19 protein-coding genes are annotated in these 20,774 nt (G+C 71.3%); 8 read left to right on the plus strand and 11 right to left on the minus strand.

Annotation, left to right across the window (positions count from 1 at the left end; translation table 11 throughout):
- Positions 1-19: 19 nt before the first annotated feature.
- Both ACGFI7_RS23220 and ACGFI7_RS23225 read right to left on the minus strand, forming a co-directional pair.
- Positions 20-1,597 carry a FadD3 family acyl-CoA ligase gene (locus ACGFI7_RS23220; protein WP_393407815.1) on the minus strand — a complete coding sequence of 526 codons (1,578 nt, stop codon included), beginning with the start codon at positions 1,595-1,597 and terminating at the stop codon, positions 20-22.
- Positions 1,598-1,606: 9 nt separating this feature from the next.
- Positions 1,607-2,419 carry an enoyl-CoA hydratase-related protein gene (locus ACGFI7_RS23225; RefSeq protein ID WP_393407817.1) on the minus strand — a complete coding sequence of 271 codons (813 nt, stop codon included), beginning with the start codon at positions 2,417-2,419 and terminating at the stop codon, positions 1,607-1,609.
- Between the two features lie 94 nt (positions 2,420-2,513).
- Between ACGFI7_RS23225 and ACGFI7_RS23230 the strand changes: the two genes are divergently transcribed.
- Positions 2,514-4,076, plus strand: coding sequence for a class I adenylate-forming enzyme family protein (locus tag ACGFI7_RS23230; RefSeq protein ID WP_393407819.1), 1,563 nt, complete (start codon positions 2,514-2,516; stop codon positions 4,074-4,076).
- Positions 4,077-4,179: 103 nt separating this feature from the next.
- Positions 4,180-4,968, plus strand: coding sequence for a FadR/GntR family transcriptional regulator (locus tag ACGFI7_RS23235; RefSeq protein ID WP_393407821.1), 789 nt, complete (start codon positions 4,180-4,182; stop codon positions 4,966-4,968).
- Between the two features lie 100 nt (positions 4,969-5,068).
- Here ACGFI7_RS23235 and ACGFI7_RS23240 read toward each other — a convergent pair whose 3' ends face one another.
- From ACGFI7_RS23240 to ACGFI7_RS23255, 4 genes are all read right to left on the minus strand, one after another.
- Positions 5,069-6,112, minus strand: coding sequence for an ABC transporter substrate-binding protein (locus ACGFI7_RS23240; RefSeq protein ID WP_393407823.1), 1,044 nt, complete (start codon positions 6,110-6,112; stop codon positions 5,069-5,071).
- Positions 6,113-6,145: 33 nt separating this feature from the next.
- Positions 6,146-7,006, minus strand: coding sequence for an ABC transporter permease (locus ACGFI7_RS23245; protein WP_393407825.1), 861 nt, complete (start codon positions 7,004-7,006; stop codon positions 6,146-6,148).
- The gene (locus tag ACGFI7_RS23250; protein WP_393407828.1) at positions 7,003-7,782 is read right to left on the minus strand and encodes an ABC transporter ATP-binding protein; all 780 of its coding nucleotides are present in this window, start codon (positions 7,780-7,782) and stop codon (positions 7,003-7,005) included. Before ACGFI7_RS23250 ends, ACGFI7_RS23245 begins: the two co-directional genes overlap by 4 nt.
- A 125-nt stretch (positions 7,783-7,907) precedes the next feature.
- Positions 7,908-8,711, minus strand: a complete 804-nt coding sequence (locus tag ACGFI7_RS23255; protein WP_393407830.1) for an enoyl-CoA hydratase/isomerase family protein — start codon at positions 8,709-8,711, stop codon at positions 7,908-7,910.
- A 49-nt stretch (positions 8,712-8,760) separates the two neighbouring features.
- On the opposite strand from ACGFI7_RS23255, the gene ACGFI7_RS23260 reads away from it, so the two are divergent.
- The gene (locus ACGFI7_RS23260) at positions 8,761-9,168 is read left to right on the plus strand and encodes a nuclear transport factor 2 family protein (RefSeq protein WP_393407832.1); all 408 of its coding nucleotides are present in this window, start codon (positions 8,761-8,763) and stop codon (positions 9,166-9,168) included.
- Positions 9,169-9,221: 53 nt separating this feature from the next.
- Complete coding sequence (locus ACGFI7_RS23265; protein WP_393407834.1) at positions 9,222-10,760, plus strand: AMP-binding protein; 1,539 nt, start codon at positions 9,222-9,224, stop codon at positions 10,758-10,760.
- 48 nt (positions 10,761-10,808) lie between these two features.
- On the opposite strand, the gene ACGFI7_RS23270 is transcribed toward ACGFI7_RS23265, so the two are convergent.
- Positions 10,809-11,564, minus strand: a complete 756-nt coding sequence (locus ACGFI7_RS23270) for an enoyl-CoA hydratase-related protein (protein WP_393407837.1) — start codon at positions 11,562-11,564, stop codon at positions 10,809-10,811.
- Between the two features lie 94 nt (positions 11,565-11,658).
- Here ACGFI7_RS23270 and ACGFI7_RS23275 point away from each other — a divergent pair, with 94 nt between their 5' ends.
- Both ACGFI7_RS23275 and ACGFI7_RS23280 read left to right on the plus strand, forming a co-directional pair.
- Complete coding sequence (locus tag ACGFI7_RS23275; RefSeq protein ID WP_393407839.1) at positions 11,659-12,684, plus strand: acyl-CoA dehydrogenase family protein; 1,026 nt, start codon at positions 11,659-11,661, stop codon at positions 12,682-12,684.
- 2 nt (positions 12,685-12,686) lie between these two features.
- Positions 12,687-13,811 (plus strand): acyl-CoA dehydrogenase family protein, encoded by a 1,125-nt coding sequence (locus ACGFI7_RS23280; protein ID WP_393407842.1) that lies wholly within the window; start codon positions 12,687-12,689, stop codon positions 13,809-13,811.
- 185 nt (positions 13,812-13,996) lie between these two features.
- Here the strand turns inward: ACGFI7_RS23280 and ACGFI7_RS23285 are convergent, their stop codons facing one another.
- A complete protein-coding gene (locus tag ACGFI7_RS23285; protein WP_393407844.1) occupies positions 13,997-16,000 on the minus strand; it encodes an ATP-binding protein in 2,004 nt (667 codons plus the stop codon).
- Between the two features lie 126 nt (positions 16,001-16,126).
- Entirely contained in the window at positions 16,127-16,426 is a 300-nt protein-coding gene (locus ACGFI7_RS23290; RefSeq protein WP_393407847.1) for a hypothetical protein, read from the minus strand.
- 248 nt (positions 16,427-16,674) lie between these two features.
- Between ACGFI7_RS23290 and ACGFI7_RS23295 the strand changes: the two genes are divergently transcribed.
- Entirely contained in the window at positions 16,675-17,112 is a 438-nt protein-coding gene (locus tag ACGFI7_RS23295) for a VOC family protein (protein ID WP_393407849.1), read from the plus strand.
- Between the two features lie 37 nt (positions 17,113-17,149).
- The gene (locus ACGFI7_RS23300) at positions 17,150-18,715 is read left to right on the plus strand and encodes a hypothetical protein (protein WP_393407852.1); all 1,566 of its coding nucleotides are present in this window, start codon (positions 17,150-17,152) and stop codon (positions 18,713-18,715) included.
- 5 nt (positions 18,716-18,720) lie between these two features.
- Here the strand turns inward: ACGFI7_RS23300 and ACGFI7_RS23305 are convergent, their stop codons facing one another.
- Both ACGFI7_RS23305 and ACGFI7_RS23310 read right to left on the minus strand, forming a co-directional pair.
- Positions 18,721-20,004 (minus strand): acyl-CoA dehydrogenase family protein, encoded by a 1,284-nt coding sequence (locus tag ACGFI7_RS23305; RefSeq protein ID WP_393407854.1) that lies wholly within the window; start codon positions 20,002-20,004, stop codon positions 18,721-18,723.
- Positions 20,001-20,741 carry an enoyl-CoA hydratase/isomerase family protein gene (locus ACGFI7_RS23310; RefSeq protein WP_393407857.1) on the minus strand — a complete coding sequence of 247 codons (741 nt, stop codon included), beginning with the start codon at positions 20,739-20,741 and terminating at the stop codon, positions 20,001-20,003. Before ACGFI7_RS23310 ends, ACGFI7_RS23305 begins: the two co-directional genes overlap by 4 nt.
- Between the last annotated feature and the right edge of the window lie 33 nt (positions 20,742-20,774).

Here is a 20,774-nt window from a genome sequence, read left to right on the forward strand (position 1 = left end):
GGCGCGGCGTATGCGGAGGTCAGAGGGCGGCGCGCAGATCCCGCCTGAGCACCTTGCCGCTGGCGTTGCGGGGCAGCTCCTCGACGAACTCGACCGTACGCGGGACCTTGAAGTTGGCCAGCCGCTCCCGCGCCCACGCGATGATCTCCTCGCCGGTGGCCTCGGTGCCGCGGCGGCGCACCACGTACGCCCTGGCCACCTCGCCCAGCCGGGCGTCCGGCACGCCGATCACCGCCACCTCGGAGACGCCCGGATGGCGGGCCAGCGTCTGCTCGACCTCGGCGGGCGAGACGTTGAACCCGCCGACGAAGAAGAGGTCCTTGATCCGGTCGGTGATCTTGAGGTTGCCGTCGGCGTCCAGGGTGCCGACGTCGCCCGAGTGCAGCCAGCCGCCGGCGTCGATCGCCTCGGCCGTGGCGGCCGGATCCTCCCAGTAGCCCGGGGTGACGTTGGCGCCCCGGATCAGCACCTCGCCCGGCTCGCCCGGCGGCAGGTCGCGCCCCTCGGCGTCCACGACCCGCAGGCCCACGCCCGGCAGCGCGCGCCCGTTGGAGCGGGCGATCACGTCGGACGGGTCGCCCCTGCGGCACATCGTCGCGGTGCCGAAGCACTCGGTCATCCCGTAGGCGGTGATGAAGTGCTCGAACGGCAGCTCGGAGCGGGCCCGCTCGACCAGCGCCACCGGCACCACCGCGGCTCCGGTGGCGGCCACCCGCAGCGACCCGAGATCGCGGGACGCCCGCTCGGGGCTCTCCAGCAAGGCGTAGTAGATGGTGGGCGGCCCGTTCATGACCGAGATGCGGGCCGACTCGATGATCCGCAGGACCTCCGCCGGGTCGAACACGGCCAGCGGCACGATCGTCAGCCCGTTCATCAGGCTCGTGATCATGCCGGCCTTGTTGCCGCCGGTGTGGAAGAACGGCAGCGACACCAGGTAGCGGTCGCCGGGCCGCAGCCCCCAGATCTCGCCGTACGACGCGTACAGGTCCAGGCAGGCCCCGTGCGGGATGGTCACGCCCTTGGCCCGGCCGGTGGTCCCCGAGGTGAAGATGACCTCGCTCAGGTCGTCGGGGTCCACCGCCAGCGCGGTCCGCACGGCGGTCTCGGCGCTCACCGCCGCGCCCCCGGCCAGGAAGTCCTTCCATCCCAGGCCGTCGCCGCCGTCGAGCAGGTCGACCACGGCGAGCTCGCCCAGCGGGGGCTCGTCCTCGTCGCGCTCGCGCAGCGCGGCCGCGTAGTCGTAGCCGAGGAAGCCGTTGTCCAGGAAGACCGCCGTGGCCCGGACCCGGCCCAGGATCTCGCGGGCCTCGCGGCCCCGGTAGCGGGTGTTGAGCGGGACCACGGTGGCGCCGGCGCAGTGCAGGCCCAGCGAGGTGACGACCCACCGGTAGGTGTTGGGCGCCCAGATGCCCACCCGGTCGCCCGGCCTGACGCCGAGCGCGATGGCGCCGCGGGCCACCTCCAGCGCCCGGTCGAGCAGCTCCCGGTACGTCAGCTCGACCTCGCCGTCGAGCACCGCGGGCCGGTCGCCGAACCGTTCGGCCCCGGCCATCAGCATGCGCGGCACGGTGCGTTCCGCCGCTCGCTCGATCTCCATCAAGGTCTCCTATCTCCCGGTGAACTTCGGCTCACGCTTCTCCACGAAGGCGCCGAGGCCCTCGCGGAAGTCCTGGCTGCGGGAGGAGATCTCCAGCGCGAACGCCTCGGCGGGCAGCTGCTCGGCCAGGGTGGCGTCGGCGGCCTGGTTGATCAGGGCCTTGGTGAGGCCGAGCGCCACCGTCGGCCCGGCCGCCAGCCGGGCGGCGAGCGCGCCGGCCACCTCGCCGGCCCGCCCCGGCTCGACGACCTCGTGCACGATCCCCCACCCGGCCGCGGTCTCGGCGTCAAGCCGCTCGCCCAGCATGAGCAGGCGGCGCGCGCGCAGCGGGCCGACCGCGCGGGCGGTCAGCCAGGTGGCCCCGCTGTCGGGCGTCATGCCGCGGGTGATGAACGGCTGCCAGAAGGCGGCCGTGGTGTCGGCGACCACGAAGTCGGCCGCCAGCGCGAGCTGGAACCCGATCCCGACCGCGTATCCCGTCACCGCGCAGACCACCGGCACCTGCAGCTCGCACAGCTGCGGGATCAGCCGGTGCGCCTGGGACGGCAGCCGCCGCTGGATCGCGCCCGGCCGGGGCCGGCCGCCGGAACCCGCGTTGCGCGCCACGATGTCGAAGCCGCTGCAGAAGTCGCCGCCCGAGCCGGACAGGAGGACGGCGCGTACCCGCTCGTCGTTCTGGGCCAGTTCCAGGGCGTCGATGACGCCGCGCAGGGAGCGGTCGTTGAGCGCGTTGCGCCGGCGCGGATCGTCCAGGCGCACGGAGAGCACACCCTCCGACAGCTCGACGACCAGGCCTTCGACGGCCGGATACTCGCTATGCATACAAGCATTATAAAGATGGACTCTTAGACTCCGTCAGCCCTACCTATCGATGTTACTATCTTTGTAATGATTGCGTTTCATGGAGAGGACGCGGATGAGCACGAGCGTTCCACGGGGGGACGGGCAGGCCGACGGGCCGGCCGGGCGATCGCTGATGGAGCTCCTCGATGAGCTGCCTGCGCTCGACGAGGCCACCGTCGTGCATTCGACCAGCAGCACCATGACCCTGGCCGAGCTGCGCGCCGCCGTGTCCCGGGTGGCTGACGAGCTGGTACGGGCCGGGGTCCGGCCGGGCCATCCGGTCGGCGCGCTCGTCGGGTCGGGCACCTCCGGCGTGGTGGCGATGTTCGCGGCCTGGCGGGCCGGCGCCGTCTACATGCCGGTCAACCACCGCATGACAGGCCACGAGGTGGCGGCACTCATCGACGACACCCCCGTCTGCCTGCTCCTCGGCACCGCCGACGACCTCGACGGGCGGGACGCGGGCATCGGCGTGGTGGAGCTCGACGAGGCCACCTGGAGCGCCCGCACCCGCAGGCCGGTGCCGGCCGACGCGACCACGTACGACGACGACATCGCCCTGGTGCTGCGCACGTCCGGGACGACCGGCAAGCCCAAGGCGGTGCTGCTGCGCCACGACGGCACGCTGGACGCGCTGGACGCGAGCCTGCGCAAGCTGCGCCGGCGTGACCGGGGGGCGCGCGAGCCGCGGGCGGCGCTCCGGGTCAACCTGATCCCGCTCTCCCTGGCGCTGTGGGCGGGGATCTTCAACACGTTGTTCTCGTTCCGCGCCGGGTTCGGCGTGGTGCTGCTCGACCGGTTCACGCCGGAGGAGTTCGCGCGGGCGGTGCGCGAGCACGGGCTGACGTCCACGGTGCTCGCCCCCGCCATGATCACGATGCTGACGGACGCCCCCGACCTGGACAGCCTGGAGCCGCTGCGCATCGTCCGCTCCATCACGGCGCCGCTCTCCCCCGCCGTCGCCCAGCGCTTCCACGACCGCTACGGCGTGCTCGTGCTGAACTCCTACGGGCAGACCGAGCTGGGCGGCGAGGTCGTCGGCTGGACGATCGAGGACATCCGGACCTACGGCACCGAGAAGCTCGGCGCGGCCGGCCGCCCCTACGACGACGTGGACGTGCGCATCCTCGACGAGAACGACTCCGAGCTGCCGCCGGGCGAGCTCGGCCACATCCACATCCGCTCCCCCTACCGCATGCGCGGGTACGCGGTGGCGGGCTCCGAGGACGCCGACCGGATGCTCGACGACTACCTGCGCACCGGCGACGTCGGCCGGCTGGACGCCGACGGGTTCCTCTGGATCGAGGGCCGGGTCAGTGACATGATCAATCGGGGTGGCCTCAAGATCTTCCCCGACGAGGTGGAGGAGGTGCTGCGGCGTCATCCGGCGGTGCGCGACGCGGCCGTCGCGGGCGTGCCCGACCGCCGGCTCGGCGAGGTGCCCTGTGCGTGGATCGTCCCGGTGGACGGTACGGTTGACGCCGCCGCCCTGGCGGCCTGGTGCCGCGAGCACCTGGCGCCGTACAAGGTGCCGGTGTCGTTCGTCGCCATCGACGCGATGCCGCGCAACGACGTGGGCAAGGTGCTGCGCCGTCAGTTGCGGGTCAGCACTCCCCCTCGGGAAGTTATGCTGTAATCATAATGATTGTATGATTGACAACGACGTGTCACGCGGCGTTGCGAGCGCCGGTCCGGCGCTCCGTTCGTTCCCTTGAAACCATAGGAGAGAAGAGGCACGCGTGCGACAGCTACGACAGCCGCGTCTCGCCGAGATCGTCGCCGCGAAGCTGCGCGACGACATCCTCTCGGGCCGGCTCACCGAAGGGGACAGCCTGCCCCGGCAGGAGCACCTCTTCACGGAGTTCCGCGTGAGCCTGCCGGCCGTGCGCGAGGCGATGCGCATCCTGGAGACCGAAGGGCTGGTGTCCGTGCGCCGCGGCAACGTCGGCGGCGCGGTCGTCCACCTGCCCACGCCGCAGCGCATCGCCCGCACCATCAGCATGGTGCTGCAGACCCGCCGCACCACGATGTCCGACGTGAGCGGCGCGCTGCTCAGCCTGGAGCCGACCTGCGTCGCGCTCTGCGCCGCGCGCCCCGACCGGGCCGAGACCACCGTCCCCGAGCTGCGCAAGGTCGTCGCCGAGCAGCAGGAGGCGTTCGACGACCCGGAGCAGTTCCCCCGGCTGGCCCGGCGCTTCCACGAGAAGATCGTCGAGACCTGCGGCAACGAGACCATGATCGTCATCATCGGCTCGCTGGAGCTGATCTGGACCGCCCACGAGTCCACGGTCTGGGGCGACGTCCAGGTGGGCGACGACACCGACTCCCCGATGGCGCGCAAGTCGCTCCGGGCCGCTCTGCGTGACCACGAGAAGATCGTCGACGCCATCGAGGCCGGCGACGGGCCGCGCGCCGTCAAGCTCGCCACCGCCCACCTCGACGCCACCCGCAGCTCCAGCCTCGGCGCCGCGAAGGACGACCTGGTCAACACCGACCTGCTCGACAACATCGACTACGGCACCCGCTGACCCCACGCGAAACGGCCGCCGGTCCACCGGCGGCCGTTCCTCGTTCCCGGTGCAGGGAACGGCCGCCGGACTTTCCCGGCGGCCGTTCCTCGTTCCGGGGTCAGGCCTGGCCGACCGCCTCCGTCCGGATCGTGTCGTCCACGAGCTTGGAGGCGGGGATGACGTCGGTGTAGGTGAGCGTCCCGTCCACCTTCATGAACATCTCCTGCATCTCCGTCAGCGTGCTCTCGTTGATGGCGAGGCTGGTGTCGAAGGCGTAGAGACCACCGCCGCTGATCGTGTTCTCCGGCACCTTCATGAAGTCGGCGAGCATCTTGACGATCTCGGCGTCCTTGCGCCAGTCACCCTCGAACCGCTTGACCGCGCAGGCGTTGGCCTTGAGGAAGCTCACCCCGGCGGCCCGGTCGGTCTTGAGCAGCTTCGGGCCGTACATGATGCCGGCCGTCGTGCTCTGCCCGTACGCCTTCTTCGAGTCGACCAGCGCGTGGGCCACGTCCTGATCGATCGCCTTCTGGGTCTCCGGCGCGAACAGCAGGGCCGCCTCCACGCCGCCGTTCTTGAGCGCCGGCACCATGTCGGAGCTGTTGAGCGGGACCAGTTCGACGTCGGAGAAGGTCAGCCCGCCGGCCTCCAGCGACTTGCCCAGCAGGTAGGAGGTCGCCGAGCCGACGGTGCCCAGCAGGGCCACCCGCTTGCCCTTGAGCTCCTCGACCGACTTGATCGACTTGGCCGCGAACAGGCCGCTGGGCGCGGCCTCGCCCTCCGGCGTGTTCACCGAGCCGAGCGAGGCCACCATCTTGAGCTCGGCGCCCTTCGCGACCTGGTTGAACATGCCCGCCGACGGCGAACCGACGTAGGCGTCGAGCTTGTCGGTGGCGAGGAAGGCGATCGCGTCGGCCGGGTTCTTGATGGGCTCGAACTCGACGGTCAGGCCCGCGTCGCGGTAGCACCCGAGGGCGTCGGCGACGAAGGCCGGGCCGAGCGAGGTGCCGGAGATGTAGCCGACTTTGAGCGTGCGGGTGGTGTCACCGCCGGCCGTGCCGGTCTCCTCGTCGGCGCCGCAAGCGGTCAGCGCGCCGAGGGCGAGAATGGGGAGAGCGAGCGCGGCGATGACGCGCCTGCCCAACGAGAGCCGTGCGGTCACGGGTCGTTCCTTTCGATCGGCCGGTGCGGGGGATCACCGGTTCCAGGGGGTGAGCAGCCATTCGACGCCCCGCAGCACCAGGCCGAAGACCACGCCGATCAGCGAGATCGACACGATGCCCACGTACATGTGCTCGGGGACGCCGAGGTTCCACGAGTTCCACACGAGGAAACCCAGGCCCGCGTCGGCGGCGACGAACTCGGCGCCGACGATGACGATGACGGCGAGGCCGGAGGCGATGCGCATCCCGGTGAGGGTCTGCGGCAGCGCCGCCGGCAGCGTGATGTGGAGCAGCGTGGACCAGCGCGAGGCGCCGGCCGAGCGGCCCACGTCGTGATAGCGGGGCGAGACGCCGCCCACCGCGTCGATCGTGTTGATGAGCACGACGAAGAAGCAGGTCAGCGCGACAAGGAGGATCTTGCTCGTCTCGCCGAGCCCGAAGATGAGCAGCAGCAGCGGCAGGATCGCCAGCTTCGGCACCGTGTAGAGGGCCGAGATCGTGGGTTCGAGCGCCACCCGGATCAGCCGGACCGAGCCGATCACCATGCCGAGCGCGACCGCGCTCAGCGTGCCGAGGAGATAGCCGGAGACGATGCGGCCCAGGCTGGCCAGCACCGACTCCTGGTAGACGCCGTTGGCCACGAGGTCGGCCCAGGAGGCGGCGATCTCGGTGGGCGCGGGGAAGTAGTTGCTCTCCAGCACCCCGGCTCCGGCCAGGATCTGCCACAGACCGATGAGCGCGACCGGGACGAGCACCGCCAGGCCGCGTTCGAGCAGGGTGCGGCGCCGGGCGTACCCACGCGGGTCGAGCTCGGCCGGGCCGGGCGCGATGGTCCGCCAGTTTCCGGTGCGCTCCGCGGTGGCGGAATCCTGATCGCGGGTGACGGGGCTCATGCGGGCTGGAGTTCCCTTCGCAGTCGGTGCCAGATCTCGTCGCGCAGCAGGGCGAAGTCGGGCGAGGCGCGGATCTCGTCGGGGTCGCGCGGCCGGTCGAAGGGCACGTCGATCACCGTGGCGATGCGGCCGGGCCGCGCGCTCATCACCGCGATCCGGTCGCCGAGCAGCAGCGCCTCGTCGATCGAGTGGGTGACGAAGACGACCGTGTTCTGGTTGGCCTGCCACAGGTCCAGCAGCTTCTCCTGGAGGAGCAGGCGGAGCTGGGCGTCGAGCGCGGCCAGCGGCTCGTCCATGAGCAGCGTCTCGGGCTCCACGGCGAGCGCCCTGGCGATCGCGACGCGCTGCTTCATGCCGCCGGAGACGGTGTCCGGATAGGCGTTCTCGAAGCCGGACAGGTCGAGCTGGGCGAGCCAGTGGTCGGCGATCTCCTTGGCCCGCGCCCGCCGGACTCCCGTCTGCAGCAGCGGGAAGATGACGTTCTCCCTGATCGTCTTCCATGGGAAGACGGAGTAGTCCTGGAACACCACCGCCGACAGTGACCGCGACGGGTCGTCGTGCCGCATCTCGATGGCGCCGCTGGACGGCCGCTCCAGCCCCGCCATCACGCGGAGCAGGGTGGTCTTGCCGCATCCGGAGGGGCCCAGCAGGCACAGGAACTCGCCGTCGTGGACGTCCAGCGAGATCTCGTCCAGGGCGCGGACAGAGCCGGAGCCGCTGGAGAAGACCTTGCCGAGCTGTCGCACGGCGATCTTCACGGGCTTTGGAGGCGGCATGGCGTACGCCTTTCGGAACACTGCGTCGGAGCTGATCTAAAAGTCAATCATTAATAAGATACGCAACACGCTAGTCAGCGACAAGGCCGTTGCTCCGGTTAAGGCCAACCCGTAACCTTCCGGACTCACCCTCCCAGCACCTCGTCCGACACCCGCGACTCCACCGCGTACGCCTCCGCCAGCGTGCCGCGCACGCCCTCGCCCACCGCCCGCTTGATCCCGCGCACGGCGGCGGCCGGATGGCCGGCGATCAGCTCGGCCAGGTCGAGTGCGCGGTCCAGCGCGGCGCCCTCCGGCACCACCTCGCCGACGAACCCCCACTCCCGCATCCGCTCCGCGCCGAACCGCTCACCGGTGAGCATCACCTGCATCGCCGCCGGATAGCCGATCTGCCGGGGCAGCCTGGCCACCGACCCGCCGCTCGCGATGAACCCGTGCCGCACCTCCGGCAGCGAGAACAGCGCCGACGCGCCGGCCACCCGGATGTCGGCGGCGCCGGCCAGCTCCATCCCGGCGCCGAAGCAGACGCCCTCGATCGCGGCCACCACCGGGATCTCCAGCAGCACGTCCCGCAGCAGCGCGTGGTGCACGTCGCCCCACACGCCGGCGGCGGGCTCGCCACCCCGGATCGCCGCGGCCACGTCCCCGGAGAACGTCGCCAGATCGGCGCCGGAGGAGAAGTCCCGCACCCCGGTCACCACGACAGCCCCGACCCCGGCACCCCGCCCGGCCCCGCCCTCACCGCCGGCGGCGGCCCGCCCACCCTCGCCCCCAACCCCCGCGGCGGCCCCGGCGGTGGCCTCGGCGGTGATGGAGCGCCAGGCGGCGGCCAGGGCGCGGAAGCCCGCCAGGTCAAGGGCGTTGCGGCGGGCGGGGCGGTCGAGCGTGACGAGCCGGACGCCCGGCCGGGGCGCGGAAACGACGATCACGAGCACTCTCCTCTTATGATTTACATCATTGAAATGATAGATTGAGACAATGGTCGACACCAGCCACGCCGAGGACGAGGTCCTCATCCGCTCCCTCATCGGGCTCGCCGCCCACCTCGCAGACGAGGGCGAGCCGGACGACTACCGCAGGCTCTACACCGCCGACGCCACCTGGAGCTTCGGCGGCAGCACCCAGCACGGCGCGGACGAGATCGTCGCCGCCACCCGGCAGCGCCGCGCCGAAGGCGTCAGCGGGCCCGGCACCGACACCCGCCACATGGTGGTCCCGCTGCACGTGACCGTGACCGGCGACACGGCCACCGCGGTCTCGTACTTCCTGTTCTTCGCCGACACCACCGGCACCCCGGTCGTCCGGGTCTTCGGCGTCTACACCGACGAGCTCGTCCGGACGCCGGAGGGCTGGCGGATCAGCAGCCGGACCAGCCGGGCGGGATGACCTTTCGTGTGCGTTTGGGCAATGATGTCCTCTACTGGAGAGGATCGCTCAGCATGACCACGTCGATCGAGACGCTTCTGGCAGCCGCGGCCGAGGACGCCGCGGACGTTCCCGCGCTGCTGTGCGAGGGCGAGTCGGTGACCTACGCCGACCTGCACACGCGCGTCCGCGAGGGCGCCGCCGCCTGGCGGGCGCACGGCCTGCGCCCCGGCGACCGGGTGGCCTGCTGGGCCGCGAACACGATCGAGTGCGCCGTCGCCATGCTCTCGGCCATCGTGGCCGGAGGCGTGCTGGTCCCGCTCAACCCGCGCTACACGGTCGCCGAGGTGGCCGCGATCCTGCCCCGGGTCTCCTCCCGCTTCCTCGTCGCCCCCGGCCTGCTCGCCGGGCGGCGGCTGGCCGCCGAGGCCCTGCCGATCGCGGGCGGCGCCCAGGTGGTGGCCCTCGGCCCCGAGGTCCCCGAGGGCGCCGTCGGGTGGGACGCGTTCCGCACAGGCGCGGGTGCGGGCGACGCCGACGGCGTACCGCCCGGCGAGCTCATCGCCATCCAGTTCACCTCGGGCACCACCGGGAAGCCCAAGGGCGCGGTGCTCCGGCAGGAGCCCTTCCTCACCACCGCCCGCACCTGGGCCGGGGTCGTGGGGCTCGGCCGGGGCGACGTCTACCCGGTGACCTATCCGCTGGCGCACATCGGCGGGTTCAAGACCGGTCTCATCTCGCCGTTCCAGGCGCGGGCCACCGCCGTGCTGATCCCCGTGGTGTCCGCGGAGTCCATCGCCGAGGTCGTCCGCACACTGCCGGTCGCGGTGCTCAACGCGCCGCCCGCCGCGCAGCAGTACGTGGTCGCGGCCCGCCGCGGCGGCCGGATCCCCGGCGAGCTGGCCATCCGCGTGGCCGTCATCGGGTCGGCGATCGTCCCGCCCGTCCTCGTACGGGACCTCAAACAGGAGCTCGGGGTCGGCGACGTGGTCATCGGCTACGGGCTCACCGAGGCGACGGGCGTGTGCACCATGACCCGCCGCGGCGACCCGCTGGACCTGGTGTGCGACACGATCGGCCGGCCCATCGACGGCGTCCGGGCGCGGATCTGGGCGCCCGGGGCGACCGGGAACCCGGTGGTGGGCGAGATCGAGGTGACCGGCTCCAACGTCATGGTCGGCTACCTCGACGACCCCGACGCCACGGCCGAGGTGATGCGCGACGGCTGGCTCCGTACGGGCGACCTGGGGTGGATCGGCGACGACGGCTACGTGCGGATCGCCGGGCGGGCCAGGGACATGGTCATCGTCGGCGGGTTCAACGTCTACCCTGCGGAGATCGAGCACGTCCTCGCCGACCATCCGGCGGTCACGGACGCGGCGGTGGTCGGCGTGCCCGACGACCGTCTCGGCGAGGTGACGGCGGCCTTCGTGGTGGTCTCGGAGGAGCTGGACGAGGGCGACCTCGTCGCCTGGTGCCGGGAGCGGCTGGCGAACTTCAAGGTGCCCCGGCGCATCTGGATCCTCGACGAGCTGCCACGCGGCGCGGTCGGCAAGATCGCCAAACCGCGCCTCCAGGAACTCGCCCGCGGCCTCCTCCGCGAAGCGGGCTGACCCGTCCAGGGCCGCCGGGCGTCATCGATCGGCGCCCGGCGCGCCCTGTCACCCGCGGCGGACGCGGTCGCGGAGGGCGGCGACCGCGTCGGTGAAGGCGGGCCGGCGCATGGACCAGTCCTGGGCGATCTGTTCGAGGTCGGCGGCCATCCGGGGCTGGGTCAGCGAGCGGCTGAGCCGCATGGTGGCCTTGGCCCGGCGCACCGCCTCAGGGGAACGGCCCGCCACCCTCGCGGCCATCCGCCGCGCCACGTCCATCAGCTCGTCGTCCTCGACGCAACGCCAGACGAGGCCGCGCCGCTCCGCCTCCTCGGCCGTCAGCTTGTCGCCGAAGAGCACCATGGCCGCCGCGCCCTGACGCCCGACGCGCTGCTCCATCCGCCACAGGTGGCCGCCGCCCGGGTGGATGGCGAGGTCCAGGAAGCGCGGGTCGAACGTGGCGCTCCTGGCGGCCACCACCACGTCGCACGCCAGCGCGAAGCTCACCCCGGCCCCGATCATCGGGGCGTGCACCGCGGCCAGGACGGGCATCGGCAGCGCGGCCAGTGCGTCGAAGCCCCGGTAGACGGCGGTCGGGTCGTCCGCGGGCGTCAGGAGCGCGTCCATGTCGCCGCCCGAGGAGAAGACGGGCCCGTTGGCCCGGAGCACCACGGCCCGCACGTCCTCGCCGAGCCCCGCGCACGCCTCGGCGAGCTGCCGGACCAGCACCGGGTTGAGGCTGTTGCGCCGCCGGACGTCGTCCAGCGTGATCCACGCGACGTGGTCCGCCACGTCGACGACCACAGCCCTCCTGTCATCTGCCATCGGCTTCCTCCTCGGGGTTCGTTGCCGCACGGGCGGGTGAGTCCTATAATGCCCCTATCCTGTAAAAGATAAAAATGATAGTCCTCGGAGTGGCATGGAGATCGAGCTCACCGCCGAGCAGCGGGCCTTCCGCGAGTCCTGCGACAAGCTGGCCGCCCACCTGGCGTCCCGCTGGCACCGCGGCCGCGGCCCGCACGACGTCGGCCCGCCCGACCCCGACGAGACGACCTGGTCCCGCGTCGCCGAGGCCGGCTGGCTCGCCATGCGGCTGCGCGAGGAGAACGGCGGGGCCGAGGCCGGCGCCGTCGACATGATGATCCTCGCCGAGCAGCTGGGCTACCACGCCGTCGCCGCGCCCGTGCTGGGCACGGTGATCGCCGCCGAGCAGCTCCAGTCCTGGGGCGCGCCGTCCGGGCTGCTGGAGGAGATCGCCGAAGGCGGCCGCCGGCTCGCCCCCGCCCTCACCCCGGACCTGACGGTCCTGGCCGACAGCGCCGGCTCCGGCGCGCTCGCCTGGGACGCCGCCGGGGCCGACGCCGCGGTGATCCCGGCCACGGGCGTCGCCCACACGCTCGGCTCCCCCGTACCGTTCGCCGACCAGACGCGCGCCGTCCGCCCGCTGGGCGAGCCCGCCGAGACCATCCCCTCGCTGACGGCGCCGGACGGCGAGACGGCCACGCGGACCACCGCGTTCGCCCTGAGCCTGCTGGTGGCCGACCTGCTCGGCACCATGCAGGCCGCGCTCGACGCGGCGCTCGACCACGCGAGGACGCGCGTGCAGTTCGGCGCGCCCGTCGGCTCCTTCCAGGCCGTGCAGCAGCTCCTCGCCGACAGCCACGTGCTCACCGAGGCCTGCCGGAGCGCGTGCTGGTACGCGGCCTGGGCCGTCGACGCGCTGCCCGGCGACGAGGCGCTGCGCGCCGCCCGGATCGCCAAGGCGTACGCCTCCCGCTCGGCCGTCGAGGTGTGCGAGAACGCCATCCAGGTCTTCGGCGGCATCGGCATGACCTGGGAGGCCCCCGCGCACATCTGGCTGCGCCGGGCGCACGCCGCCCGCGCCGCGTTCGGCGACGAGCACCACCATGAAGCCGTCATCGCCACCGAGTTCTCCGGGAGCTGACCGTGGACTACTCCGACGACCCCGAGGTGGCCGAGTTCCGCGCCGGACTGCGCGCCTGGCTCCACGACCACCTCGACGAGCACCGCGACGCCACCGGCTACGAGTCGGCCGAGTCCGTCGAGCGGACCCTCCGCTGGCACCGCGCCCTCGCCGCCGCCGGCTACGTGGGCCTGTCACTCCCCGCCGCCTACGGCGGGCACGGGCTGCCCGACCTGTACGAGGCGGTGCTCAACGACGAGCTGGCCACGGCCGGCGCGCCCCCGCCACCGCCGATCGGCCACATCGCGCACGCCGTCGCCGACTTCGCGAGCGAGGAGCTGAAGTCCCGGGTCCTGCCCGGCCTGCTGGGCTGCACCGAGGTGTGGTGCCAGGGCTTCAGCGAGCCCGGCGCCGGATCCGACCTGGCCTCGCTCACCACCGTCGCCGCCCCCGACGGCGACCGGTTCGTCGTCGACGGCCAGAAGATCTGGACCAGCGGGGCCATGTGGTCACGCTGGTGCCTGCTGCTCGCCCGTACCGAACGCGACCAGCCCCGGCACCGCGGCCTGTCCATGCTGGTCGTGGACATGGAGTCGGCGGGCGTGGACCGGCGCGAGATCGTCCTGGCCAGCGGCAGCCGCGAGTTCGCCGAGGTGTTCTTCGACGGCGTCGAGGTGCCCGCGGCCAACCTGGTCGGCGCGCGCGGCCAGGGCTGGCAGATCGCCATGCACATGCTCTCGTACGAGCGAGGCCCCGCCGACATGGGCTGGGTGGGACGGCTCGGCCGGGTCCTGGCCGCCGCCCGCGACGACGTCCGCTCCGGGCGCGTCCCCGCCGACGAGCCGCTGCGCCGCCGCCTCGCCGCCGCGTCGGTGGACCTGCAGGTCATGCAGTGGCACGTGGCCCGCTCCCTGGCCGGCCGCGACCCCGGCGGATCGGCCGGCTCGGTGGACAAGCTGCTCACCATCCGCGTCGAGCAGAACCTCCACCACGTGGTCGCCGACCTGGCGGGCCCGTCCTTCGTCCTCGGCGACCCCGCCCCGTACGGCGACTACCTGTGGTCCCGCGCCCAGTCCATCTACGGCGGCACCCAGCAGATCCAGCGCCAGATCGTCGCCCAGCGCGTCCTGGGGCTCCCCCGAGGATGATCAGGGGTGCCGGTGCTCGTCGGCGAGGCCACGCCTTGACCGCGGCGGCGTACCGGCCACGCCCCGTCTCCTCGTAGCGCCGGCCAGTCCAGCGCAGCATGATGTAGACGCCCCGCCCCGCAAGCTCGTATGCCACGCGGCGGCCCCTCAGGGTCGCTCACCGCTGCCGGCCGGGCTGACGGCGATCAGGCCTCTGCCGACGCCGCATCAGATGACTCGTCACTGACTTCGACGCGCGGGGCCGGGACGACGGGAGAGGCGATCAGGTCGGGAAGACACCGGCTGTGGGCACGCTGTAGGTACTGGATACCGGTGTCATTGGTGCTCTGGTAGTCGAGTGCCTGGCGAACGAAGGCGAGACGGTGACGGGCATCCTGGATCACTTCGGCCCAGGTAACCGCGCGGACCACGAAGCCGTCCCCCTCGACGATGATGCCCGGAGCGCGCCCCTTCTGGTTCGCCATCTTCTCGACGGCGGGCTTCAGCACATCTCCGACGATCCAGAACTCCCACCTGCAGTCGATGCGCGCGAACCGGGAGTCCATGGTGACGGCGGTGGCGTAGTTCTGGATCTGTGAGAACTCCTCCATGCCGACGTGGACACTCGGGCGCTTGAGCTCGATCACGATGTGTTCGCGGTGGTTGCGCCGTTGTTCGACGACCCGGCTCAGCATCATGTCGACAACGACTCTCCGGCCGTCCTCGTCCAGCACTTCGGCGGCATCCACCTCGGCGGGCGTCAGTTCGACTCGGCCCAGCAACTTGATGTGGTCGCGCAGTGCCGTCTTGAGCGTCACGTCGTCCGCGGTGAGGGCGTACTCCTCGCGGAAGATCCAGGTTTCGCCAGCGAGGATTCGGTGGAGTTGCCTACGCTCCAGAAAGTGCTTCTTCAGGTCTCGGTCGAAGACGATCTGTTCCAACCCCGTCAGGAAGTCCAGCCGGTCGGTGATGTGACGGGCGGCGGTGATGATGGCGCCGAGCGACGTGCGTTCGATCAGTTGGGTGAGCTCAGCCAGCCGATCAGGGGCTAGATCCAGAACCTCCCGGAGAACTTCGTGAACGGATCTCGGGCTCTTCTCCAGGGCTTCACGCAGGAGCCTGAACGAAAGCTTGCGAGATCGGGTATCGGTTGTCTCCACCGCCGGCGCGGCGGCTACCGCGACGAGGTCGAAGAGGTTTCGCTCAGCCCGCTCGATGACCGTGCGAGGCTCGTCCTTGAACGGATAGCTGTGCTCGTCCTTCCAGGTCTTCAGAAGGATGCTGCCCCGTTCGCTCGCGCGTTCCTTGAAATAGCGCTTCAGCTCTTCCTTGGCGGCGTCGACGATGGAGGCGAGAGGTTCCTGCCCGAGTTCGGCCAGCGCCAGATCGGCTGTCGAACCCCGGAAACCGCTCCAGGCGATGTACGCGGTGAACTCGAATCCTGGGGCCTGGATGCCGGGCGGGAGCTGGAAAAGAGACGTCCCCGATGTATCGCAGAGGTGCAGGGCGCGCTTGACAGAATGCTTCCACTCGATCACGGTCAGAACGACACCCGTCAGGCCGTCCACCTCCAATTCGGTCTCATGGAGATTGACCTGCAGCCGGGCCGGGTCGAGGAGATTTCCCCCCCAAACGATCTTGACGGGATACTGCTTGAGGTAGAGGGCGAGAAAGGTTGTCAGTTCGTCAACGGTCGATTCTCTCAGCAGGCTCTTCTGAGCGGCTTCGGTGAGATTGGTGATCACCACACGCGTGCCGGTTTCGGCTTCGGCCGAAGAAACGGACGAGTCCACCTGAAACTCTCTGAGCGCGCTGCGACGTCCTGTGATCTCGATCCGCGTGCGCCGGCCTGGGCCGTCGTCAGCGACGGTCGTCCACTGAACATGCTCGCCGATGCCGTATGCCGTCCACCGACCTTGACCGTTGCGTCCGTGCAGGAGCCGTCCGCCGTCAGTTTGCGTGGTCGTCTTTTTCCATGACCCGCCGAGGTGGCTGAAGTACCTCTTTACCTGAATTGGGGTGATCCCGGCGCCGTCGTCAGCGATCGTAACGCTCTCGATGCCACCCAGGTCGTTTGTGATCAACTCCACAGCCACCGTGGAAGCGTCCGCGTCGAGACTGTTCCATATAAGCTCGGCCATCCCATGGATGGGAGATTTGACCAGTCTTTCCAGGTGGTCCTGCTCAACGCTTACGATCAGTTGCTCCACCAGCGAAGTCTTTCACGGCCGGACCCTTCTCAGGAGCGAGACGGCCCCTTCTCCGTGCTCTCAACCGTAAGAGATCAGCATCCGTAAGCATCATGTTGACGAACGTCTCGCTCGCGTCCTTCTCCATCAGGACACGAACTCCCAGATCGCGTTCTCGGGCAGTTTCTGCGCCGGAGGTAGCTCGTCCTCGATCCAGGTGTCGAACAGCAGGTCGATGGCGCGGGCGGCGGAGACGCCGGAACTCCGGAACAGGGCGAGGACGGACTTGACGTACGGCTTGGGCAGGCAGGGAGGCGCGAGCTCGTGCTTGACCACGAGATTCAGCTCGATGATGTCGGCCTTGCCGGTACGCACCGAGCGGACATCGGCGGCCTCGGCGGAAGAGATCAGGCCGATGTCCGTCAGGCGGCGAGCCAAGGTCGTCATGTCCACCTGGTAACAGCTGCCGAGCTTGACCGCGATCGTGCGGAGGTCGGCGCCCTCCCTCGCCAGGCGGTCGAAATCCAGCCGGAGACCGGACCCAGGCAGCAAGAACGCGCGGGCGAACCGGTCCAGGCGCGACTCCCAGCCATCGGTGTAGAACAGAGCTCGGCCGGCGCCACGCCATCCGGATCGCGCCTGGGAGCGCGTCCCGCGCGGTTGCCGATGGGGGCGGAGTCGGGGAGGCTGCCTGGATGACTGTTGCCTGGACGTTGACGTTCGACAGCGCGCACCCGCCCACGCTGGCCGCCTTCTGGAAGACCGCGCTGGGGTACGTCGACGCGTCGCCGCCGCGCGGGTTCGCCGACTGGGAGGAGTTCTACCGGCACCACGACGTGCCCGACGAGGAGCGGGACGCCGCCGCCTACCTGGAGGATCCGGACAAGCAAGGGCCGCGGATCTCCATTCTCCGGGTGCCGGAGCCGAAGGCGGCCAAGAACAGGATCCACCTCGACATCCAGGCCGGCGGAGGCCGCGGGGTGCCCTGGGAGGTGCGGGCGCCTCGCGTCCGCGCGGCGGTCGAGCGGCTGCTGGCGGCGGGGGCCACGGTGCTGCGCGAGGACGAGGTGGACGGCCGGCTGGACCACGTGGTCATGGCCGACCCGGAGGGCAACGAGTTCTGCGTCGTCTGATCCGCACACCGTGGCGGTTCGATGACACAATGTGACGGTGAGCCGCCCCCGAGCCAAGTACTTCAACACCACCGGGCCTTGCGATCCCCAGCGCCACTACATGCTGCCGCCCACGCCGCGCATCCCCGAGGCGCGAGCGCTGATAGAGATGGATCGCTATTTCGTGCTCCACGCGCCCCGGCAGACCGGCAAGACGACCGCGCTGCGCGTTCTGGCGTCCGACCTGACCGCCGAGGGCGACATCGCCGCGCTGATGTTCTCCTGCGAGCGCGCCAAGGTGGTCGGCGACGACGTCGCCTGGGGGGAGTCGATCCTGCTGGAATCCATTCGCGAGGCCGCCGAGCGGTCGGGCTGGCCGAAGAAACTACTGCCGCCTGACCCGTGGCCGCGAACCACGCCGGGCAGCCGGTTCGGTTCGGCGCTGACCGAGTGGTGCCGCCACAGCCCGCGCCGGGTGGTGCTGTTTCTCGACGAGATCGACGGCCTGCAGGGCAACAGCATGGTCAGCATCCTGAGCCAGTTGCGTGAGGGCCACAACGCGCGGCCGCAGGGGCGTCCGTTCCCCTCGTCCGTGATCCTGTGCAGGCGGAGTGCGCATCCGGGCCGGTCCGATCTCCCGAGTCCGTTCAACATCGTCGCCGAGTCGCTGCGCCTGGGTGACTTCACCGCCGATCAGATCGGCGAGCTGTACGGTCAGCACACCGAGGCGACCGGGCAGGAGTTCACCAAGGACGCGGTCGACCGGGTCTTCGAGCTGACCCAGGGGCAGCCGTGGCTGGTCAACGTCCTGGCGTACAAGATCACCATCGAGATGGGCGTGACCGGTGCCATCGGCGTGACCCAGGTGGAGGAGGCCAAGGAGCGACTGGTCCGGGCGCGGGCGATCCGGCTCCACGCGCCGATCTCTCGGCTGCACGAGCCTCGGGTGGCACGGGTCATCGAGCCGATCGTGGCGGGAGCATGGCCAGGCATGGATGTGTCTCTCGATGACGTCTCCTACGTCCGCGACCTGGGCCTGATCCGGAGCACCAGGGACCTGGAGATCGCCAACCCGATCTACCGGGAGGTCCTGCTGCGGGTGCTGGGCGATCGAGCGGAGCGGTTCGTCAGGGCCGATCCGCGGAGCTTCGTGCTTCCCGACGGCCGGTTCGACCTGCCCCGGCTGCTCCGGGAGTTCGTGGTGTTCTGGCGCGAGCACGGCGAGGTCCTCATCCGCCAGGAGAACTACCACGAGGCGGCCTGCCAGATCATCCTGATGGCCTTCCTGCACCGGCTGGTCAACGGCGGCGGCTACCTCGACCGCGAGTACGCGGCCGGGACCAAACGCCTGGACGTGCTGGTCCGCTGGCCCTACCCCGGCACCGACGGCGAACGCCTGATCCAGCGCGAGGCGATGGAGCTGAAGGTCTGGCGGGCCGGCAAGGACGACCCGCTGGCCGAGGGGCTCGCCCAGCTCGACGGCTACCTGGACCGGCTCACCCTCACCACCGGCGTCCTGGTGATCTTCGACCGGCGGCCCGAGGCCCCGCCGTGGAAGGAACGCGGCGCGTTCGAGCAGGCCGTCACGCCGTCCGGCCGGCAGGTCACCGTGCTGCGCGCCTAGCGGCCTCAGCTGCGGGGGAGGTCGCGCCAAGGCTTGCCGCGGTAGGGGTCGAAGTCCTTGGGGAGGCCGAGGACGCGTTCGGCGATGACGTTCTTGTTGACCTCGGTGGTGCCGCCTTCGATGGTGTTGGCGCGGCTGCGGAGCATGCCGCGGGTCTCGGCGGGCATGCTCGCCCAGTAGTCGGCGGGGGTGGTGACGGCGCCGGGCCAGGCGATGGCGGATTCGCCGGCGAGGGTGGCGGCCATCTCCTGGATGCGCTGGTTGAGGTCGGTGCCGTGGACCTTGCCGATGGAGCTCTCCGGGCCGGGGGGCAGGTTGCCGGCGGCGCGGGCGCGGACGCGGCGGTTGGTCCAGGTGCGGACCTGTTCCTCGCACCACAGCTCGACGATGCGGGCGCGGGTGAGCGGGTCGTCCCAGCCGCCGGGGATGCCGGCCTCGGTGCGGCGGCGGGCCAGGCGGACGAGGTGGGAGGCGCTGACCCCGCCGATGCGGTCGACGCCGACGGAGCCGCCGCCGGACACCATCTGGCGTTCGCCGGCGAGCGTGGCCTGGGCGACCCGCCAGCCGTTGCCGGGGTCGCCGACCCGGTGCGCGTCGGGGACTCGGGCGCCGTCGAAGAACACCTCGAAGAACTCGGCCTCGCCGCCGATGTGCGGCAGCGGCCTGACCTCGACGCCGGGCTGGCGCATGGAGAGGAGGAAGTACGTGATGCCCTGGTGCTTGGGGGCGTCGGGGTCGGTACGGGCGAGCAGCACGGCGTAGTCGGCCTGGTCTGCCCAGGTGGTCCAGACTTTCTGCCCGTTGACCACCCAGGTGTCGCCGTCGAGCTCGGCCCGGGTGGACAGGGAGGCGAGGTCGCTGCCGGAACCGGGCTCGCTGAAGAGCTGGCACCAGATCTCCTCGGCCCTGGTGATCGGCTTGAGGAAGCGCAGCCGCTGCTCCTCGGTGCCGTGGGCGAAGAGGGCGGGGGCGGCCAGGTTGAGGCCGAGCGGGTTGAGCCGCGGCAGGTGGTAGGGGCGCAGCGCCTCGTCGGCGGCCACGGCGGCCTTGCGTGACCAGCCGAGCCCGCCGTAGTCCACCTCCCAGGTGGAGGCGACCAGGCCGGAGGCGCCGAAGCTCGGGTACCACGCGCGGTACTCCTCGCGGGTGCGTACCGTGCGGACGGCGCGCGGCCCGCCTCGTTCGCCGGCCTCACGCCAGGCGGTGGGCAGGTGGGCGGCGATCCAGCCGAGGGCGGCTTCGACGGCCTCGCCGGGGGTGACGTCGGGGCCGGTGGGCAGTGTGGTCATGGGTGGATCTCCCCGTCGTCGTGATGGCCTGGACCGCGCGCGGCCTGCGTGCGGGCGGCGGTGAGGCCGAGTTCCTGGGCCTGCCAGAGGGCCTGTTTGAGCGCGCGGGCGTGCGCGGGGTCGGCGCGGGCGACGGTCTCGGCGACCCGCTGGGCCGCGTCGCGCAGCGCGTCGGGCTCGACGACCTCGCTGACCAGGCCCAGCCGGTACGCGCGCGCCGCGTCGAGCCGTTCGTGCACCCCGATCAGGGCGAGCCGGGCGGCGGCCGTGGCGGACGTCCGGCGCACCAGGCCGATGGCCTCCCAGGCGCTCACCTGGCCGACGCTGACGTGCGGGTCGAGGAAGGTGGCGGTGGAGGCGGAGAGCACGATGTCGGCGTCGACCACGAAGTGCAGCCCGCCGCCCGCGCAGACGCCGTTGACCGCGGCCACGACGGGGGTGCGGACGCCGAGGTGCCAGCCGGTCAGCTCCAGCTCGCCGGCGCGGGTGCGGCGGCTGGACTCGCGCAGGCTGGCGGGGTCGCGGGCGAGTGCGGCCATGTCGAGCCCGGTCTGGAAGGCCCGGCCGCGGCCGGTGACGACGATGCAGCGTACGTCGGGGTCGGCGTCCAGCTCGCGCCAGGCGACCGGCAGCTCGGCCATCATCGCGGCGTCCATGGCGTTGCCCGCCCGGGGCCGGTCGAACTCCAGCCAGCCGACCTGGCCACGGCGCTCGACCGCCAGCGTCTCGTACGCCATCCGACCCCCTGTTCCCTCTGCCATAGTTATATA

Origin of the sequence: Nonomuraea sp. NPDC048826 (assembly GCF_043198225.1) — a bacterium.
GTDB lineage: Bacteria > Actinomycetota > Actinomycetes > Streptosporangiales > Streptosporangiaceae > Nonomuraea.

Bases quoted from the DNA above. Each gene is read 5' to 3' on its own strand.
- ACGFI7_RS23260 (WP_393407832.1), top strand. From the start codon at position 8,761: ATGGTCGACACCAGCCACGCCGAGGACGAGGTCCTCATCCGCTCCCTC.
- ACGFI7_RS23225 (WP_393407817.1), bottom strand. From the start codon at position 2,419: ATGCATAGCGAGTATCCGGCCGTCGAAGGCCTGGTCGTCGAGCTGTCG.
- ACGFI7_RS23290 (WP_393407847.1), bottom strand. From the start codon at position 16,426: ATGACGACCTTGGCTCGCCGCCTGACGGACATCGGCCTGATCTCTTCC.
- ACGFI7_RS23220 (WP_393407815.1), bottom strand. From the start codon at position 1,597: ATGGAGATCGAGCGAGCGGCGGAACGCACCGTGCCGCGCATGCTGATG.
- ACGFI7_RS23265 (WP_393407834.1), top strand. From the start codon at position 9,222: ATGACCACGTCGATCGAGACGCTTCTGGCAGCCGCGGCCGAGGACGCC.
- ACGFI7_RS23245 (WP_393407825.1), bottom strand. From the start codon at position 7,006: ATGAGCCCCGTCACCCGCGATCAGGATTCCGCCACCGCGGAGCGCACC.
- ACGFI7_RS23270 (WP_393407837.1), bottom strand. From the start codon at position 11,564: ATGGCAGATGACAGGAGGGCTGTGGTCGTCGACGTGGCGGACCACGTC.
- ACGFI7_RS23295 (WP_393407849.1), top strand. From the start codon at position 16,675: ATGACTGTTGCCTGGACGTTGACGTTCGACAGCGCGCACCCGCCCACG.
- ACGFI7_RS23230 (WP_393407819.1), top strand. From the start codon at position 2,514: ATGAGCACGAGCGTTCCACGGGGGGACGGGCAGGCCGACGGGCCGGCC.
- ACGFI7_RS23310 (WP_393407857.1), bottom strand. From the start codon at position 20,741: ATGGCGTACGAGACGCTGGCGGTCGAGCGCCGTGGCCAGGTCGGCTGG.
- ACGFI7_RS23305 (WP_393407854.1), bottom strand. From the start codon at position 20,004: ATGACCACACTGCCCACCGGCCCCGACGTCACCCCCGGCGAGGCCGTC.
- ACGFI7_RS23275 (WP_393407839.1), top strand. From the start codon at position 11,659: ATGGAGATCGAGCTCACCGCCGAGCAGCGGGCCTTCCGCGAGTCCTGC.
- ACGFI7_RS23250 (WP_393407828.1), bottom strand. From the start codon at position 7,782: ATGCCGCCTCCAAAGCCCGTGAAGATCGCCGTGCGACAGCTCGGCAAG.